The organism is Glaesserella parasuis (genome assembly GCF_017352235.1).
Lineage (GTDB): Bacteria > Pseudomonadota > Gammaproteobacteria > Enterobacterales > Pasteurellaceae > Glaesserella > Glaesserella parasuis.
In genome coordinates this window covers 863,702-883,425 of sequence record NZ_CP071487.1, presented here as the reverse complement: position 1 = coordinate 883,425, position 19,724 = coordinate 863,702, and the positions used below count along the sequence as shown (strand labels likewise).

The 19,724-nt window shown below is 41.0% G+C and carries 16 protein-coding genes; 2 read left to right on the top strand and 14 right to left on the bottom strand.

Annotated features, from left to right (window positions below):
• Nucleotides 1-90: 90 nt before the first annotated feature.
• The 11 genes from sstT to murD all read right to left on the bottom strand — a co-directional run bounded on the left by sstT (nucleotide 91) and on the right by murD (nucleotide 13,093).
• Nucleotides 91-1,305: a serine/threonine transporter SstT gene (sstT, locus tag J1G47_RS04500; protein ID WP_012621567.1), complete on the bottom strand. Its 1,215-nt coding sequence runs from the start codon at nucleotides 1,303-1,305 to the stop codon at nucleotides 91-93.
• 189 nt (nucleotides 1,306-1,494) lie between these two features.
• Nucleotides 1,495-2,415, bottom strand: coding sequence for a UDP-3-O-acyl-N-acetylglucosamine deacetylase (lpxC, locus tag J1G47_RS04495; RefSeq protein ID WP_012621566.1), 921 nt, complete (start codon nucleotides 2,413-2,415; stop codon nucleotides 1,495-1,497).
• Between the two features lie 25 nt (nucleotides 2,416-2,440).
• Nucleotides 2,441-3,667, bottom strand: coding sequence for a cell division protein FtsZ (gene ftsZ, locus J1G47_RS04490; protein WP_005711204.1), 1,227 nt, complete (start codon nucleotides 3,665-3,667; stop codon nucleotides 2,441-2,443).
• A 42-nt stretch (nucleotides 3,668-3,709) separates the two neighbouring features.
• A complete protein-coding gene (gene ftsA / locus J1G47_RS04485) occupies nucleotides 3,710-4,987 on the bottom strand; it encodes a cell division protein FtsA (protein ID WP_005711202.1) in 1,278 nt (425 codons plus the stop codon).
• 26 nt (nucleotides 4,988-5,013) lie between these two features.
• The gene (locus J1G47_RS04480) at nucleotides 5,014-5,793 is read right to left on the bottom strand and encodes a cell division protein FtsQ/DivIB (protein WP_012621565.1); all 780 of its coding nucleotides are present in this window, start codon (nucleotides 5,791-5,793) and stop codon (nucleotides 5,014-5,016) included.
• On the bottom strand, nucleotides 5,793-6,704 hold the full coding sequence (locus J1G47_RS04475; protein ID WP_021114252.1) for a D-alanine--D-alanine ligase: 912 nt from the start codon (nucleotides 6,702-6,704) through the stop codon (nucleotides 5,793-5,795). Before J1G47_RS04475 ends, J1G47_RS04480 begins: the two co-directional genes overlap by 1 nt.
• 147 nt (nucleotides 6,705-6,851) lie before the next feature.
• Nucleotides 6,852-8,279, bottom strand: coding sequence for a UDP-N-acetylmuramate--L-alanine ligase (gene murC, locus J1G47_RS04470; RefSeq protein WP_012621564.1), 1,428 nt, complete (start codon nucleotides 8,277-8,279; stop codon nucleotides 6,852-6,854).
• 55 nt (nucleotides 8,280-8,334) lie between these two features.
• Complete coding sequence (locus tag J1G47_RS04465; protein ID WP_012621529.1) at nucleotides 8,335-9,306, bottom strand: IS110 family transposase; 972 nt, start codon at nucleotides 9,304-9,306, stop codon at nucleotides 8,335-8,337.
• Between the two features lie 237 nt (nucleotides 9,307-9,543).
• Complete coding sequence (murG, locus tag J1G47_RS04460; RefSeq protein ID WP_112063006.1) at nucleotides 9,544-10,599, bottom strand: undecaprenyldiphospho-muramoylpentapeptide beta-N-acetylglucosaminyltransferase; 1,056 nt, start codon at nucleotides 10,597-10,599, stop codon at nucleotides 9,544-9,546.
• Nucleotides 10,600-10,613: 14 nt separating this feature from the next.
• Complete coding sequence (gene ftsW, locus J1G47_RS04455) at nucleotides 10,614-11,792, bottom strand: putative lipid II flippase FtsW (RefSeq protein WP_207326787.1); 1,179 nt, start codon at nucleotides 11,790-11,792, stop codon at nucleotides 10,614-10,616.
• A complete protein-coding gene (gene murD / locus J1G47_RS04450; RefSeq protein ID WP_071610122.1) occupies nucleotides 11,792-13,093 on the bottom strand; it encodes a UDP-N-acetylmuramoyl-L-alanine--D-glutamate ligase in 1,302 nt (433 codons plus the stop codon). The genes ftsW and murD overlap by 1 nt, the downstream gene beginning before the upstream one ends.
• A gap of 275 nt (nucleotides 13,094-13,368) precedes the next feature.
• Between murD and J1G47_RS04445 the strand changes: the two genes are divergently transcribed.
• The gene (locus tag J1G47_RS04445) at nucleotides 13,369-14,340 is read left to right on the top strand and encodes an IS110 family transposase (protein WP_012621529.1); all 972 of its coding nucleotides are present in this window, start codon (nucleotides 13,369-13,371) and stop codon (nucleotides 14,338-14,340) included.
• A gap of 37 nt (nucleotides 14,341-14,377) precedes the next feature.
• Here the strand turns inward: J1G47_RS04445 and mraY are convergent, their stop codons facing one another.
• Nucleotides 14,378-15,460 carry a phospho-N-acetylmuramoyl-pentapeptide-transferase gene (gene mraY, locus J1G47_RS04440; protein WP_207326786.1) on the bottom strand — a complete coding sequence of 361 codons (1,083 nt, stop codon included), beginning with the start codon at nucleotides 15,458-15,460 and terminating at the stop codon, nucleotides 14,378-14,380.
• A 10-nt stretch (nucleotides 15,461-15,470) separates the two neighbouring features.
• Nucleotides 15,471-16,865 carry a UDP-N-acetylmuramoyl-tripeptide--D-alanyl-D-alanine ligase gene (murF, locus tag J1G47_RS04435; protein WP_207326785.1) on the bottom strand — a complete coding sequence of 465 codons (1,395 nt, stop codon included), beginning with the start codon at nucleotides 16,863-16,865 and terminating at the stop codon, nucleotides 15,471-15,473.
• Between the two features lie 308 nt (nucleotides 16,866-17,173).
• On the opposite strand from murF, the gene J1G47_RS04430 reads away from it, so the two are divergent.
• Nucleotides 17,174-18,160, top strand: coding sequence for an IS110 family RNA-guided transposase (locus J1G47_RS04430; protein ID WP_005714908.1), 987 nt, complete (start codon nucleotides 17,174-17,176; stop codon nucleotides 18,158-18,160).
• A 57-nt stretch (nucleotides 18,161-18,217) separates the two neighbouring features.
• Here the strand turns inward: J1G47_RS04430 and murE are convergent, their stop codons facing one another.
• Nucleotides 18,218-19,720 carry a UDP-N-acetylmuramoyl-L-alanyl-D-glutamate--2,6-diaminopimelate ligase gene (murE, locus tag J1G47_RS04425; RefSeq protein ID WP_207326784.1) on the bottom strand — a complete coding sequence of 501 codons (1,503 nt, stop codon included), beginning with the start codon at nucleotides 19,718-19,720 and terminating at the stop codon, nucleotides 18,218-18,220.
• Between the last annotated feature and the right edge of the window lie 4 nt (nucleotides 19,721-19,724).

Genomic DNA, 19,724 nt, shown 5'->3' with positions numbered 1-19,724 from the left:
ATAGCAGCTATTTTTCTGCTTATCTAAAATACTTGACTGATGTAGTTAAGTCTTTTACTAGTGTTTAACTATTAAAAGTATACAAGAATTCTAGTTATTTTTCTCATCAGACATACTTACCGCTGCGGTAAATAATACGTCCGTTGATGAGTTAAGTGCTGTTTCAGCTGAGTCTTGGATAACACCAATGATGAAACCTACGCCGATAACTTGTGCTGCAACATCGTTTGGAATGTTGAACAAGCTACATGCAAGTGGGATTAATAATAATGAACCGCCGGCTACACCAGATGCACCACAAGCACAGATTGAAGCAACAATACTTAATAATACCGCTGTTGAGAAATCTGGCACGATACCTTGGGTGTAAGCTGCTGCTAAGGTTAATACGGTGATAGTAATCGCTGCACCCGCCATATTGATGTTAGCACCAAGTGGGATTGCGATAGAGTAAATCTCTTCTTTGATACCTAAGCGTTTCGCTAATCCCATATTTACAGGGATGTTCGCTGCTGAGCTACGAGTAAAGAATGCTGTCACGCCACTTTCACGTAAACAGGTGATGGTGAGTGGGTATGGGTTGCGGCGAATTTTCCAATACACTAATAATGGGTTTAGGATAAATGCCACAATTGCCATTGCACCTAACAATACCGCTAATAAACGTGCATAACCGATAAAGGCATCTGCACCGTTGGTTGCCATGGTTTCTGCTACTAAGCCGAACACCCCGATTGGAGCAAAGGCGATTACCACTTTTACCACGAAAGAAACAGCATCAGAGATGTCGTTTAACATGACTTTGGTGCTTGGTGCTGCGTGGCGTAATGCGATACCTAAACCGATAGACCACGCAAGAATACCGATGAAGTTACCGTTCGTAATTGCACCAAGTGGGTTATCGACTAAGTTGAAAACAACGGTTTTTAATACTTCACCAACGCCTTGTGGCGGTGCAAGCCCTTCCGGGCTGGTAACAAGTTCAAGTGTCGTTGGAAATAAATAGCTTAAAATAACCGCTGTTACTGCTGCAACGAAAGTACCTAAGACATACATCACTAAGATAGGTTTTAAGCGGCTATCGCTGCCAACTTCTTTGTTAGCAATGGAAGCCATTACAAGAACAAAAACTAAAATCGGTGCAATTGCACGTAATGATTTTACAAAGAATTGTCCGAGAACCCCAACGCTTTTGGCTGCATCTGGGCTAACTAATGCTAAGCAGATACCTAGCACTAAACCTACGGCAATGCGTAATACTAAATTACCGCCAAGGATTTTTGAAGATAAAGATTGGTTACTCATAAAATTTCCTGTAAGACAAATAAAAAAGACTTCATTTACCAAGGTAAATGAAGTCTGCGAGATTAGCCGAAAATGTAGAATAAGGGAATAGCAAGCGGCAATTTTTCTGCAAAAATTTTTAAAAATTAGAATTTTAAGAAAAAACACCTTAAAAATTTAATAAAAATCTCCGAGAAATGATAATAACTATTAAATAAACACCTGTTCTGTCACTTGATAACCTTGCGGAACCTCTGCTTTATCATCAAAGGTTACAAATTCCCAAGCATTTTCATTCGCTAACACAGCTCGTAATAATTTATTGTTTAAGCTGTGACCTGATTTATAGGCTTTGAAATCACCTAAAATATTGTAGCCACACATAAATAAATCACCGACAGCGTCTAACATTTTATGACGAACTAGTTCATCTTTAAAACGTAACCCTTCTTCATTCAAAATGCGGTATTCATCTAAAACAATTGCGTTATCTAAACTACCGCCTAATGCAAGACCAATAGATTGAAGATATTCAACATCTTTCATAAAGGTAAAGGTTCTAGCACGGCTTAATTGTTGAATAAAGTGTTGTGCTGAAAATTCCATTTTGTAGTTACGCACTTCTTTGGTAATCATTGGGTGCGTAAAGTCAATAGTAAAGTCTAATTTCAGACCGTGGCTATAAGGTTTAAACTCAGCCCACTTATCCCCTTCTTCTACTCGTACACTTTCTTTAATACGAATAAATTTTTTCGGCGCATCTTGTTCTTCAATCCCTGCATCTAATAAGAGATAGATAAAAGGACTTGAGCTACCGTCCATAATTGGAATTTCGGCTGCATCAACTTCTACAATTAGGTTATCTAAACCTAACGCAGACATTGCTGCGTTTAAGTGTTCTACTGTTGAAATACGCACACCTTCATCATTGATCATACAAGTACAAAGTTGTGTATCACGGATAGATTCAGCACTTGCAGGGAAGTAAACGACAGGATCAAGATCTGTTCTTGCGTAAATAATCCCTGTATGTGCCGGTGCTGGACGCAACGTTAAGGTTACTTTCTTGCCACTGTGCAAGCCAATACCTGTTACTTTTGCTGCTTGTTTAAGGGTTCTTTGTTTAATCATATCGTTTCCTTATTTCCCGAAATGGTTATTGACCATTTCTCATAAACCCTGGGATTGAGTTCGGCGAAAAGACCTGTGCTGTATCAACTTTCTGTGGTCTTGGCGCTGTTTGCTGAACCTGTTGTGGTTGCTGAGACATTTGATGCGTTGTATATTGGTTTTGGTTTGGGTAACCGCCCATATTATTTATAAATTCAGGCTGACGAGCACCACCAAATCCGTTATTAATAATAGATTGTTGCGAAATATCGGTTCTTCCTTGCACACTTGGAATTTTTGGCATTTCTTCTGGTTGTCCGATACCTGTAGCAACCAATGTTACACGGATCTTACCATCCATTTCTGGATAGAATGCAGAACCAAAAATAATAGCTGCATCAGGATCTGCGAAGCTAGTAACATATTCCATAATGGTATTGACTTCTGCAAGTTCAATATCATAGCCAGAAGAAATATTCACAAGAATGCCTTTAGCACCTGATAAATCAACATCTTCCAATAACGGGCTTGCTACAGCTTCTTTTGCTGCATTTTCTGCACGGTTTTCACCCTCTGCAATGCCTGTTCCCATCATTGCTCTACCCATTTCCGACATCACTTTTTTCACGTCTGCAAAGTCAACGTTCACAAGACCTTCGGAAGTAATCATATCCGTAATACCTAATACCGCATTGCGTAAGACGTCATTTGCAACGCCAAAGGCTTCATTAAATTTTACACTTTTAGGTAATACTTTTAGTAATTTATCATTTTGGATAATGATGAGTGAATCCACATGTTTTGCAAGTTCACGGATCCCTTGTTCCGCATAGTTAGAACGTTTTCTACCTTCAAAAGAGAAAGGTTTAGTAACAATACCAACTGTTAATGCTCCTTGGCTTTTAGCAATTTCAGCAATTACAGGAGCTGCACCAGTACCTGTGCCACCACCCATACCAACAGCAATGAAGACCATATCAGCACCTGTAAGCATATTCGTTAATGCTTCTCTATCTTCTTCAGCTGCTTGATGACCAATGTTTGGATCTGCTCCTGCCCCTAAGCCTTTTGTTACACTTGCACCTATTTGAATCGTATTGCGAACGGCACTACTACGTAATACTTGTGCATCCGTATTAACCGAAAAGAATTCAACACTACCAACATCAGATTGGTTACTAACCATATGATTTAGTGCGTTACCACCACCGCCACCGACACCGATAACTTTGATAACCGCATCTTGCGTTGCTTCATAAATAGGTTCAAACATTTGTGATTCTCCCTCACGGCTTAATATTGTTATTAATGCCTATTAAAAACTTGATTTTATCCAATTATACGCTTTTTTAGCACTATGACCTAATGTATCAATAATGCCGCCCACCTTATGACTAATTTCTCCACTTTGGCTACTATCAACGTCATTATAATGACTATACTGTAGCAATCCTAATACGGTTGCATAAGAAGGTTTGTTTACATAATCCGTTAATCCTGTAATGTTCAATGGATTACCAACTCGAACTTGAGATCCAAAGACAGATTTTGCACATTCTACAATATCTTCAACCTGAGAGCCACCACCTGTTAATACAATTCCAGCAATTAATTCTTGTTTTATGCCTTTTTGATATAGTTCATTGCGTAATTGGGATAATTCCTGATTAATTACGCTCAGTAAATCGTGGTAGCATTGAGATGTAACATTAGATAATTGGCTTTTTGTAAAAGTTCTTGGCATTCGTCCACCCAAGCCTGCCACCTCAATTTTTTTCTCTGGAAAATGAGTTGGGGGTGCAATAGCACATCCATACTGTACTTTAATATTTTCTGCATCTTGGCGAGAGGTTGTGAAAACATGAGCAATATAGTCCGTTACATTATTCCCACCAAAAGGAATAACTTTACTAAAACGCAAAGCACCATCTGTATAAACAAGAACATCCATAGTGCCACCGCCAATATCAATTAAACAAACCCCAAGTTCTTTTTCATCTTCTGTTAACACAGAATAACTTGAAGCAAGCCCCGAAAAAACGATTTGATCAATTTTTAATTTACTTCTCTCCACTGCATTTTTTAAATTACGTAGCCAATCGTTATGGCAAGCAATTAAATGAGCTTGAGCCTGCAAACGCATACCAGATAAACCAAGGGGATTTTTAGTAGCAGGTAATCTATCTACTCTATATTCCTGAGGAATAATGTGTAATGTTTCCAGCCCATCGGGTAATTTAATAGAACGCGCAATATGAATAGCATTATCCAAATCTTCATTTCTTACACTACCAGACAACGGCACAGTTCCACTTTCATTAAAAGCTGTAATGTGAGATCCTGAAAGGGCAAGAGTAACACATACAATATCATATCCAGAAATCGATTCAGCTTCTTCAATCGCACGTTGAATAGCACTTGTTACAGCATCTAAATCAACAACGCCACCACCTTGAACACCTTTAGACGGGCTAATTCCAGAGCCAATCACATTAATCACCCCATCAGGCAATACCTCACCTACCACAGCAACTATCTTGTGTGTTCCAATTTCTAAACCTACTCTAATTCTAGATTCTGCTACTTTTGTCATATTAATTATGTTTGCAAGTTAATAAATTATTGATTATTAAATCCAACGGAAGCCCCGTGTTCATAACGTAAATCTACGTAGGATAAACGTTTCCCCTCAGGAATATCAATTTCAGGAAAAATAGTCACAAAACGATCGATTTTTGATAGCCATTCCCCTCGCCCTAATTTTAGTTCAACGCCATTATCAAGTCGAATTGACCAAGCTCCTCGACTATCCATTGCAATGGAATATAATCCTAAATTACGTGATTTTAAATCTGCTTTTATTTTATCCCAAGCCTCAAGCACAACCTTACTTTCTGTGTCTGGTCCGTATAAAATAGGTAAGCCTGTGTTATCAAACCTATCTTTCGGCAAACTGAACACTACTCCATGTTCAGAAACATACTGACTATTATTCCATACAGCCATTGGACGATGTTCAAGTAACGTAATACTTAATTTATCGGGATAAACTTTTCTCACAGAAACATTACTGATCCAAGGAATTGTTAGAAATTTCTCTTTAATTTCTTGAATATCCTGTTCAAAATAGCCTTTTAACAGGGGTTCTTTAGCTAAAACTTCACGAATATCATTATTCGTCGTAAATTGTGTTTTATGCGTTAATGCATAAGAACGGATTGGCGTTCTATCCAGTGATGCAAGCAAACTAGACCAATTGGTATAAATTGCATAAACCATACCGAAACATAATAACACAACGATAGGCTTAACAAAAACAAACCAATTAATCGGATACTTCGGCTTACTTGCTTGTGTACGAATTACCGAAGTCGGTTTCTTACGTATTACCGCAACCATTACGCACTTAACTCCAATACACGCTCAACTAAACGCTCGAAACTATAACCCACAGTCGCCGCTGATTTTGGGAAAATACTATGACTGGTCATACCTGGGCAAGTATTCACTTCAACTAAACGGAAGTTTCCTTCGCCATCTTCCATTACATCAATTCGGCTCCAACCACGACAACCCACTACATCATAAGCCTGTTTCACTAACTTAGCGACTTCTGCTTGGCGATCAGCATTTAACGCTGGAACAACATACTGGGTATTATCCGAAATATATTTTGCGTGGTAGTCATAAAACTCGCCGTCTGGAATAATTTGTACCGCGGGTAACACTTCACCATCAAGTACTGGTACAGAGTATTCCGCCCCTGCTAAATTTTCTTCCACCAACACAATTGAATCATATTTTAATGCTTCTTCGATTGCAGGTAATAACTGTTCTGCAGTTTTCACTTTACTTACGCCAACGCTTGAGCCTTCACTCGCAGGTTTCACAAATAATGGTAAACCTAATTTTGCAATAATTTCATCGGAATTGACCGCTTGCCCACGGCGTACCACTTCCATTGCCGCTGTTGGTAAGCCCACTGCATTCCACAATAGCTTGGTGCGGAACTTATCTAAGGTAATCGCAGAAGCCATCACGCCACAGCCTGTATAGGGAATACCTAGTTGCTCTAACGCCCCTTGAAGCACACCATTTTCACCGATACCACCGTGAAGAATATTAAACACACGCTGAATGCCTTTTTCTTTTAATTTTTCAATCGGAAATTCTTTTGTATCAATCGCTTCAACGTTATAGCCTAAACTCTGTAAGGCTTCAAAGACCGATTTACCTGAATTGAGAGAAACTTCACGTTCTGCTGAAACGCCACCAAATAACACCGCAATTTTTTCGTTTTTTAAGCTCATTATTTTTACCTTATTTGGTTTATAAATTTATCTATTCCCCCCTTTGAAAAAGGGGGGCTAGGGGGGATTTTTAATTAATTTTTGGGGAAATATACATTTTAAAATCCCCCTTAATCCCCCTTTTTCAAAGGGGGAAACTTATGTTCTTTATGCCTTCCAACTTTCCGCTAAATCACGCGAAAGCTTGCTCACGTTGCCCGCACCTTGTGCCAAAATTAAATCACCATCTTGAATAATTTGATCTAACACTTCGCCAAGTTGTGAAGTATCTGACACTAAAATCGGATCCACTTTGCCAAGATTACGGATTGAACGACACAGATCTTTACTCTCTGCCCCCACAATCGGTGCTTCACCTGCGGCATAAACATTGAGCATAATCAATGCATCAACCTGCGACAGCACTTGCACGAAATCGTCGAATAAATCACGGGTACGAGAATAGCGGTGCGGTTGGAATACCATTACCACACGTTTATTTTCCCAGCCTTGGCGAGCGGCTTTAATCGTCACATCTACTTCCGTTGGATGATGTCCGTAGTCATCGACTAACATCACCTTACCATTTGGACGAATAAACGAACCCAACTGGTCAAAGCGACGACCTGCACCTTGGAAATCTGCAAGAGCAGCCAAAATCGCCTCATTCGCAATACCTTCTTCTTTTGCAACCGCTAATGCTGCCGTTGCATTCAGTGCATTGTGTCTACCCGGCACGTTTAGTAAGATCTCAATACGCTCACCCGTTGGGCAAACCACCGTATAATGCCCTTGGAAGCCTGTTTGTTGATAATCTTCAATACGGTAATCGGCTTTTTCACTAAAACCATAGCTAATCACTTGGCGACCAACTTTTGGGGCAATTTCCATCACTGTTTCATCATCAGCACACATCACTGCTAAACCGTAGAATGGTAAGTTGCGTAAGAAACGTACATAGGTTTCTTTCATTTTCTCGAAATCGCCACCGTAAGTATCCATATGGTCTGGTTCAATGTTGGTCACAACAGAAACCATCGGCTGTAAATGTAAGAATGACGCATCACTTTCATCGGCTTCTGCAATTAAGTAACGGCTTGCACCTAAATGAGCATTTTTACCCGCTGATTTTACTAAACCACCATTTACAAAAGTAGGATCTAATCCTGCTTCCGTATAAATCATTGAAATCATTGCGGTTGTGGTCGTTTTACCGTGAGTTCCTGCAATCGCAATACCGTGACGGAAACGCATAATTTCCGCTAACATCTGCGCACGTTGAATCACAGGAATACGTGCTTCTTTTGCAGCCGCAACTTCGGGATTGCTTTCATTAATTGCACTGGAAGCCACAACAACACTTGCCCCTTCAATGTTTTCAGCTTGATGTCCGATAAAAACTTTTGCACCTGCTTTTGCTAAGCGTTGCGTGACTGCACCATCAGCAATATCCGAGCCCGAAATTTGATAACCTTCGTTTAATAATACTTCAGCAATCCCAGACATACCTGCGCCACCAATCCCAATAAAGTGGATTTGATTTACACGGCGCATTTCAGCGACTAATTTTTTAACTTTATCTTGGAAATTTTTCATTATTACATTTTTCCTTCGTATTCGTAGCAACTGTGTTTACACACAAAAAAGTTATTCAATTTTGACCCACAGATTCTGTGGATAAGTAGCGTGTAGCATCCCATTTTTCATTGCGTCTAACCAACGCATTCATAATGGTTAGCAGTTTACGCATACACGCCATAATAGCGACTTTCTTCGCTTTGCCTTTTGCAACCAATCGGGTGTAAAAGGCTTTAAAAACAGGTTCAAAGCGAATTGCCGATAGTGCTGCCATATATAAGGCATTACGAACAATCGCTCGACCACCATAGCAAAAGGATTTTCCTTTCCATTGACCGCTTTCCTGTGGATGCGGAATAACGCCAACGAGTGAGGCAATTCTTTTGCTGCTTAGCTTGCCTAATTCCGGCAGGCTTGACATCATCACGGCGACGCAATTTTTGCCAACGCCTTTGATGTCTGAGATAAGGTCAGCTTTATCACTAAAATGCTTACTTTGGTCGTCGATATCTTTATCAAGTTCGGCGATTAATTTATCAAGCATTTCAATGTGTTGTTGGATATTGTCCAACTGGGTTTCGTGGCTTTGTTGCAAACGATTTAGCTCTGCTACTCGCATATCGACAAGCTGACGACGGCGAACCACAAGGGCTTCCAGCTGTTCTTCTTGCTCAGAAAGCGGAACATACAACTGATGCTCTACTTCGCCTTTAAGCTCACAAGTGAGCCCATAGAAAGCGAGATTAACCGCATCTTTTGCATCGGTTTTGGCTCTCGTTTGAGATTTTGCAAACTCACTGGCTTTCAGTGGATTAGCAATAAATACACGATAACCTGCTCGAGCAAGGGCTTTTGCCACGGGGATTTCTAATCCACCCGTTGCTTCAAGCGTTATCAGAGCCACATTAAACTGGCTTAAATAGTCCAAGGTATGTTGAATACCTTTGGCGTTATTGGTTTCGGTTTTGGTCTTTTTCTGATGGGAAAAACCAATCACGAAATTGCGTTTAGCAACATCAATACCACAATAAATCGGAGCGTTCATCGGTAACCTGCCTTGTATTCGGGTTTATATTTCAACTGTTCGGTTTTGCTGATGAAGTTATCCACGCCTACGCTACAGAACGAGTTTTAGCTCTAGGGACACCCAAGCTGTGGATAACGTTATGGTTTATGTTGCTAGTTTACTATAATTTTAATATACAAGGGACACACTGCGTGTGTCCGTGGATAATTTTTAGAGTGGACACACGCAGTGTGTCCCTACAAGGCTAATTTCTGATTACAAACTATTTTCCACAATCACTTCTGCCACTCGTTTTGCGGCTAATGGTGTGGCTTTCGCTCTTGCTTTTATTGCCATTTCCGTCAGTTTTTGACGGTCGGCAATTAACGGCTCTAATGCTTTTAATAAACTTTCAGGGGTAAAATCCTGCTGTTCAATAATCATTGCAGCACCTACTTGTGCAAGGTACTCTGCATTTAAAAATTGTTGGCGATCTTTATGTTGAAACGGCACAAAAATCGCAGACAATCCTGCTGCAGCAATCTCGCATACAGTTAAAGCACCAGAACGGCAAATCACCAAATCCGCCCATTCATAAGCGGCTTTCATATCATCAATAAATTCGCTAGCAATGCCGTTACCTGTTGCTTGATAAACTTCTTCCACACCGGCTAATTTGCCTTTGCCGACTTGATGACTAATAAATACGTTTTGTCCTAACACTTTCGCTACTTCCAGCACGGTTTTATTGATCACCAATGCCCCCTGACTACCGCCCATCACTAAGATATTGATCGGATAGCCTTTTTCAGCAAAACGTTGTTCAGGCGGTGCAATTTCAAATAGATCTTGGCGAACAGGATTTCCCACCACTTCCGCATTTGGAAACGCCGTTGGAAATGCTTGTAAAGTACGTCGAGCAATTTTAGAAAGCCATACATTCGTTAAACCTACCACCGCATTTTGTTCGTGCAAAATCACAGGCACACCACATAATTTCGCTGCAATACCGCCAGGTCCGGATACATAACCGCCCATTCCGAGTACTGCATCGGGCTTGTACGCGTTAATAATTTTTTTCGCTTGAAGTACCGCCCTTAAGATCGCAAAAGGGGCAGTAAGTAATGCTTTGATCCCTTTGCCCTTTAATCCTGAAATTTGAATAAACTCAATCGGAATACCGTGTTTTGGCACAAGATCTGCTTCCATACGATCTTTGGTACCAAGCCAACGGATTTCCCAGCCTTGTTGTTGTAATTCTCTTACCACAGCAATCGCCGGGAAAACATGTCCGCCAGTTCCGCCAGCCATTACCAATAATTTTTTTGTCATATTATTTTCCAATATTAATCATCGCTGAAATGTGCATGACCAATTCGATCCAAGCGGTTTTCGTAATCAATCCGAATTAATACCGCAATTGCAATCGCCATAATCACTAAACTTGAACCACCATAGCTTACCAATGGGAAAGTTAAGCCCTTGGTCGGCAGTAACCCCGAAGCAACACCAAGGTTTACAAAGCCTTGAATAAAAATCCAAATTGCAATACCAAAAGCAAAAAAACCTTTAAATCGCTCTTCTAACATTAACGCTTCCCGACTAACCTTTAAAGCTCTAAAAGTTAAAGCGAGTAATAATAGCACAACGACAACAATTCCAACTAATCCAAACTCCTCAGCAATAACAGCCATTACAAAGTCAGTGTGTGCTTCGGGTAAATATTCTAATTTTTGTACGGAGTTACCCAAGCCTCGTCCCCAAATCTCACCTTGCCCGAAAGCCATTTGTGAGTTAGATAGTTGGAAACCATCGCCATAAGCATCAGCAAAAGGATCCATAAAAGAAGTTACGCGTTTTAAGCGATATTCCGATGTTAAAACTAATAGAGCAAAGACTACAACGCCTGTGATACCAAGAAAAATAAACTGTAAGACTTTCGCCCCCATAATAAAAAGCATTGCAAATGTCAGCACAAAAAGCACCGCTATACTTCCCAAATCAGGTTGAGCCAGCAACAAGCAGCTAAATAAAATCAGGATTACCATAGGGCGAATGAAACTAATGCTTTTTTGTCGCATTTCATCAAATTTTCTTACATAGAAGCTCGCAAAGTAACAAATCACCGCAAATTTTGCTAATTCTGCAGGCTGGAAATTAATAGGACCGATAGGGATCCAGCGTGTTGCCCCATTTACTGTTTTTCCAACAAACAATGTAATTGCAAGCAAAAGTAGGGCTGAAATAAATAACCAACCATTATACTTTTCCCAATGTTTACTTGGAATTTGAACAAAGAAAGTACAAGCACAAATAGATGCGATAACATAAAAACCATCTCGCACCGCAAAATAGAAGGGGTCTTCGTGTAGCCGACTACTCACAGGAATAGAGGCTGAAGTCACCATAACAAATCCAATGATCAGCAATGCGAGAAATAACCACACCAATGTTCGATCATAGAGTGCATTAACAGGCGTTAATCTTGTCCACTTATCCCACTCAATCCGAATTTTTTCTAGCATTAGATAACCCCTTGAGCCAACGCCACAAACTGTCTGCCACGCTCTTCAAAATTTTTAAACTGATCTAAACTGGCACAGGCTGGTGAAAGTAGCACCATATCGCCTGATTTTAATAGTAAACGAACTTGTGCGACAGCTTGTGTCATTGTTTCCACTAAAACGCTATTTTGAGTTAAAGCGGCAAGTTCCGCCCCATCTTTTCCAAAGCAGTAACAGACTGTATTTGGCTGATTAATAAAAGGTTTTAACTCAGAAAAATCAGCATCTTTCCCATCGCCACCCAACAACAGATAAAGCGTTCCTTCGACTTGTAAACCATTTAATGCAGCCACAGTACTGCCGACATTCGTGGCTTTTGAGTCGTTAATCCAGCGTACGCCATCATTCGTCGGTACTAGCTGGAAACGGTGATCTAATCCTGAATAGCTTTGTAGGGCTTTCACAATCCCTGAACGAGCAACACCAGCCGCTTCCGCCAATGCCATTGAAGCCAAGGCATTCATCACATTGTGACGACCCGTGATTTTCAGCTCATTAATCGCAATAACTGCTTCATCGCCAGAATAGAGTTCACCATTACAAGCGGTATATTCTGCATCTTTTTCTGCAAATTTTTTCAAAGATCTGATCGCTTGCTCTGGGAAAGTTTGTGGATCTTCGCCATTTACAATAATATTTTCCGCATTTTGATAGATACGCAATTTTGCTGCACGATATTCTTCAACGGAGTTATTGTAACGATCCATATGATCTTCACTGATATTTAAAATGGTTGCTGCTTTCGCTTTTAAGGAATAAGTCGTTTCCAACTGGAAGCTTGATAATTCCAATACATAAAGTTCGTAATCGCTTTTCAATAAGCTCAAGGCAGGCACGCCGATGTTACCGCCCATACCGACTTTGATACCTGCTTGTTTTGCCATTTCCGTTGTCAAAGTCGTTACCGTACTTTTACCATTTGCCCCTGTAATCGCAATAATCGGTGCTTTTGCTTCACGGCAGAACAACTCAATATCGCCAACCACTTCCACACCTGCTTGAATAGCTTGCTGAATTTCTGGCGTTGCTAAGGCAAGTCCTGGGCTAATCACAATTAAATCAGAACTTAATAACCACTCAAGGTTTAAACTGCCTGTATGCAGTGGAATATCCCTCGATAATTTATCTACCCCAGCAGGATTTGCACGGGTATCAATCACTCGCACTTGAGCCTGTTTGTCCGCAAAAAATTCGACACAAGATAAGCCTGTTGTGCCTAAGCCGATAATCGTGATGGTTTTGCCTTGATATTGATTTTGCATTTTGTTGTTCTCTAGAAACGGTATTTTCAGATGTAGGGACACACTGCGTGTGTCCGCTTTATTTTCATTATTCCTCGATTGGTAAAACTGTAACGGACACACGCAGTGTGTCCCTTGTATATTAAAATTATAGTAAACTAGCAACATAAACCATAACGTTATCCACAGCTTGGGTGTCCCTAGAGCTAAAACTCGTTCTGTAGCGTAGGCGTGGATAACTTCATCAGCAAAACCGAACAGTTGAAATATAAACCCGAATACAAGGCAGGTTACCGATGAACGCTCCGATTTATTGTGGTATTGATGTTGCTAAACGCAATTTCGTGATTGGTTTTTCCCATCAGAAAAAGACCAAAACCGAAACCAATAACGCCAAAGGTATTCAACATACCTTGGACTATTTAAGCCAGTTTAATGTGGCTCTGATAACGCTTGAAGCAACGGGTGGATTAGAAATCCCCGTGGCAAAAGCCCTTGCTCGAGCAGGTTATCGTGTATTTATTGCTAATCCACTGAAAGCCAGTGAGTTTGCAAAATCTCAAACGAGAGCCAAAACCGATGCAAAAGATGCGGTTAATCTCGCTTTCTATGGGCTCACTTGTGAGCTTAAAGGCGAAGTAGAGCATCAGTTGTATGTTCCGCTTTCTGAGCAAGAAGAACAGCTGGAAGCCCTTGTGGTTCGCCGTCGTCAGCTTGTCGATATGCGAGTAGCAGAGCTAAATCGTTTGCAACAAAGCCACGAAACCCAGTTGGACAATATCCAACAACACATTGAAATGCTTGATAAATTAATCGCCGAACTTGATAAAGATATCGACGACCAAAGTAAGCATTTTAGTGATAAAGCTGACCTTATCTCAGACATCAAAGGCGTTGGCAAAAATTGCGTCGCCGTGATGATGTCAAGCCTGCCGGAATTAGGCAAGCTAAGCAGCAAAAGAATTGCCTCACTCGTTGGCGTTATTCCGCATCCACAGGAAAGCGGTCAATGGAAAGGAAAATCCTTTTGCTATGGTGGTCGAGCGATTGTTCGTAATGCCTTATATATGGCAGCACTATCGGCAATTCGCTTTGAACCTGTTTTTAAAGCCTTTTACACCCGATTGGTTGCAAAAGGCAAAGCGAAGAAAGTCGCTATTATGGCGTGTATGCGTAAACTGCTAACCATTATGAATGCGTTGGTTAGACGCAATGAAAAATGGGATGCTACACGCTACTTATCCACAGAATCTGTGGGTCAAAATTGAATAACTTTTTTGTGTGTAAACACAGTTGCTACATTAATTAACGTAATTTCAACGTCACCAATCCAATTAACACCAACATTAAGGTGATAATCCAAAAACGCACGATAACACGTGGTTCCGGCCAGCCTTTAAGTTCAAAGTGGTGGTGGATCGGTGCCATACGGAAAATACGTTTTTGGCGAAGTTTGTACGATCCAACTTGTAAAATCACCGATAAGGCTTCAACCACAAAGACACCGCCCATCACCACTAGTAATAATTCTTGGCGAACTAATACGGCAATCACCCCCAATGCACCGCCAAGTGACAATGAACCGACATCCCCCATAAAGACTTGTGCTGGGTAAGTGTTAAACCATAAGAAACCTAAACCTGCCCCTGCAATTGCCGTACATAAAATCACTAATTCACTGCTATATTTGATATAAGGAATGTGCAGATATTGTGCAAAATTATAGTTCCCCGTTGCCCACGCAATTAATGCAAATGCCCCTGCGACCATAATGATCGGCACAATTGCCAAGCCATCTAAGCCGTCGGTTAAATTCACTGCATTACTGGTTCCGACAATCACAAAATAGGTGAGAACAATATAGAATAAGCCAAGCTGTGGCATCACATCTTTAAAGAAAGGAACAACTAACTGGGTAGCAGCGGTATCTTTACCAATCGCATACATACCAAAAGCAGATACTAAGGCAATCACCGATAGCCAAAAATATTTCCAACGAGCAATCAAGCCATCGGTATTTTTACGGGCTATTTTCCAATAATCATCTACAAAACCGACAACCCCATAACCAAATAGGATAAATAGCACAAACCAGACATAGGGGTTACGCAGATCCGCCCATAACAACGTACTCACACAGATAGCTAATAAAATCATAATACCGCCCATCGTTGGTGTACCCCGTTTTTTGTAGTGGCTTTCAGGACCATCGTGGCGAACTTCCTGTCCAAATTTGAGAATTTGTAAACGGCGAATGACCGTTGGTCCAATCCACAAGCCGATAATTAACGCTGTCAATAACGCCATAATAGAACGGAAAGTAATGTACGACACCACGTTAAACACGGTGTTGTATTGCACCAGATATTCAGCAAGCCAAACTAACATAAGCTAATCCTTAAAAAGAAACATCAAAAGAACGACATAAGGAAGCAATTACTTCTTCCATTTTTTGGCTACGAGAGCCTTTTGCTAATAATACAAGCGGTTGATCTTGTTCGATTTTTTGCAAAATGTTCGGGAGCAAAAACGCCGCCATTGCTGTTTTATCATTAAAGTGGTGAGCTGAATTACCGCTAATCACCTCACTCTCTTTGCCGAAGCTGACCACTAAATCGAGCTTCGCCTGTTTAACGAAATCAGCGACTTCTTGGTGACAAGCTGGGCTGTCTTTGCCAAGTTCCGCCATATCACCCACCACAAAAATGCGGAAAGCCGGATACTGTTTTAACACTGATACCGCAGATTTCATTGAGTCCACATTGGCATTGTAACTGTCATCAATAAACAGTACATTCTCTTTAATTTCAATCGGATACAAACGCCCTTTAACCGCTGAACGCTGTTCCAATCCAGCTTTAACCGCAGTTAAATCCGCCTCGACTGCCATTGCGAGTGCTGTTGCCGCTAACGCATTACTCACATTATGTTCGCCTAGATAAGGCAAGTTGATCTCAATTTCGCCTTGTGGCGTATGTAAGGTAAAGCGTGAACCATTGAGGTGTAACTCAACATTTTCCGCCCAAAAATCTGCATAGCTGTCTTTATCTTCGCCGGTGTAGCAGAACGACTGTAACTCGTGATCGCCAATCTCTTTCTGCCATTCTGGATAGTAATGAGCTAAATTCACAATCGCCTTACCACCAGCCTTCAAGCTACGATAAATTTCACCTTTAGCTTGAGCCACACCTGCCAACGAGCCAAATCCTTCAAGATGAGCAGATGCCACGTTATTCACTAAACAGGCATCAGGTTGTGCAATTTCGGTGGTATAAGCAATTTCGCCGATGTGGTTCGCCCCCAGTTCAACCACGGTAAATTTATGCTCAGGGGTTAAACGTAATAAGGTCAATGGTACACCTAAGTCATTGTTTAAATTACCAAAGGTATAAAGCACCTGATCTTCACAAGCGGTCACTTTTTGCAAAATTTTTGCAGTCATCTCTTTGACGGTGGTTTTGCCTGAAGAGCCCGTAATTGCCACAGTTTTTGGGTTAATTTCCGCTTTCAGCCATTTTGCTAACTGCCCTAATGCCAAGCGAGTATCTTCCACAATAATTTGCGGTACATTCACCGCCAATTCACTCTCAACGACTAACGCCACACAGCCTTGTTCTATCGCTTTTTCTACATAATCGTGAGCATCAAATTTTTCGCCTTTTAAGGCAAAAAATAAACCTTTTTCGACCGCTTGACGGGTGTCTGTACTGATGTTTTCAACAACAACCTCGCCACTACCGAGTAGTTTACCCTTTAGGGTTTGAGCGAGTTGTTGGGTGGTTTGTTTTATCATCTTTATTTACTTATAAATTATTTTGACTATTTAAAATCTACTTTTGTAGGGGCTAATTACATTAGCCCCTCTTCCTTATGATTGCTTTTGGGGCAAATGTAATTTGCCCCTTGTATTAGAATATGGGCAAAAGAAAACCCCATTACGAGTACCTTCATAATGGGGTTATAGAGAAAGTAGAGTTGCTTCGCCCCTTGTGCCATTAAGCACGTAGTGTAGATATAAGCCTACTTTCTCATCCACTATCACCCCGAATGGTATCTCAGGCACGTTTTCCGTAGCCCGCATTCACAAGGTTTGGAGGTCAAATGGATAACCCATTATATTACGTTGGCATTGATATTGCCAAAGCTAAATTTGATGTTGCCATTAAATTACAAAATGGCAAACATAAGCATAAAGTGTTTAAAAATAATCCAGAAGGATTTCAATCACTTATGCAATGGCTCAATACATTTGGTGAAACTTTTCACTGCGTGATGGAAGCCACCAATATTTATCACGAAGCTTTGGCAGATTTTCTGTTCCAACAGCAAATCACCGTTAGCGTGATTAACCCTAAATGCAGTGCAAATTTCACGAAAACCGATAATTTACGCTCTAAAACCGACAAAATCGACGCAAAAATGCTTGCTGATTATGCCGATGAAAAGCGTCATAAATTACCGATTTATCAGCCAATTTCACCTGCTCAACGGGAATTGTTGCGTAAAAATCGCCAACTTGACCACCTGAAAAAACAGTTGGCACAAGAAAAAACACGGCTAACAATGTTGCTTGACAGCGATTGCATTGCTTCAACACAGCAGATGATTGCCTTCATCAAAGCGCAAATTAAGGCTTTGGAAAAAACAATTAAACAGTGCATTAATGCAGATAATACATTGAAAAACAATGTAAAATTACTTTGCACTATTCCTGCTATTGGCTTTGCAACCGCCGTTCAACTGATTGCCCATTTAGGTGATGGAAATCGTTTTAAAAACGCGAAAGCAGCCGCCACTTTTGCAGGTTTAACCCCGATGATTAAAAGTTCGGGGAAAAGTTTAAATACCGTTATTGGTATTTCAAAAATCGGGCAATCCGACATTCGTAAGGCACTCTTTTGCCCTGCAATGAACTTTGCCTTTGGCAGCTACAAAAACAGCGTATATCGCTCGTTTGTGCTGCGATTGCTTGAATGCGGCAAACCTAAAATGGTGATTATCACGGCTTTAATGCGTAAATTAGTCACTATTGCACAGGCTGTTTTGCAAAAACAGACAGCATTTAATTTAGACACATTTATGAAATAAAATTTGTTGTGTCTTATGGTATCTACAAATTATTTTGTGCAATAGATTAAATTCCAACTACCCCAAAAACTTCCTCGCCCACTCTTGATCCGAAAAGTGATATTTCTTCGTGCCAATAATTTGATAATCTTCGTGTCCTTTACCAGCAATCAAAATCACATCCTTTGGCTCGGCTTGGGCGATTGCTTGTTCAATCGCATATTGACGGATATGCATAGACTGCACCGCTTTTGGCTTGCGGAAACCTTTCATAATATCGTTAAAAATCACATCAGGATCTTCGGTGCGTGGGTTGTCATCAGTTACAATCACTCTGTCCGCTAGCTGTTCAGCAATGCGTGCCATTAATGGGCGTTTGCCTGTATCACGATCACCACCGCAACCAAAGACACACCATAATTCGCCTTCGCAATGTAAACGGGCAGCCTCTAAGGCTTTTTCTAAGGCATCAGGAGTATGGGCATAATCAACAATGACCATCGGACTTTCTTCAGGATTTTCTTCGCTGATTAAACATTCCATTCGTCCGCATACGCCGTTTAATAGCGGTGCGGTTTCGACTAATTTTTGCAAATCGTAGCCCAAAGCTAATAGACCAGCGAAAGCAGTTAATAAGTTGCTGACATTAAATGCCCCGATTAAACGGCTTTTGAGTTCGCCGTTGCCCCAGCTACTTTCAAATTCAATGGTCGCACCTTGTAAAGTAAACTGTACCGTTTTGGCTTTAATCCAACGGGATTGTTGTGGTTGGAATTGGCTGTCGGTGCTGACAGCGACGGCTTCAGGCAATTTTGCTAACCATTCACGCCCAATTTCATCATCAGCGTTGATCACTTGTTGTTTTGATGAAAGCTCGCCAAATAAGCGGAATTTCGCTTGGGCGTATTCTTCCATTGTGTTGTGATAATCAAGGTGATCACGGCTTAAGTTAGTGAAAATCGCCAAGTCGAAGTCTAACGCTTCAGCACGATATTGAGCCAAGCCGTGAGAAGAGACTTCCATTGCACAGAAATCTGCCCCCAATTCGACAAAGTTCGCAAGGTTGCGTTGAATTTCAACGGCAGAACCCGTGGTGTTTACCGCTTCTTGTACTTGCCCGTATAGCCCATTGCCGATGGTTCCCATCACCGCTGATTTACCGCCAAGCAAGTTTCGCCATTGTGCAAAAAGCTGTGCAGTAGTGGTTTTGCCGTTGGTACCTGTAATGCCGACAAGGGTTAATTTTTCTGACGGATTGCCATAGAACGCTCCAGCAATCGCCGAAAGTTGCTTCGGTAAATTCGGCACTTCCAGCACACAAGCGGTCTGATTTTCATGATTTTTTGCAAATTTTTCTGCCAATCTTACCGCTTGCACATCATCATCCGCTTCGGCTAAAACTAAAGCAGCTCCTTGTTCAATCGCTTTTTCAATAAATTGACGACCATCGACTTGATGTCCTTTTAAGGCAACAAACAGATCGCCCTTTTCAACTTGGCGACTATCTAAGGTCATTTTGTTTAAGGTTTTTAATTCTGCCCAGCTTTCAAGTACCGGGAAAAATGAAAGTAAACGTTTCATACTA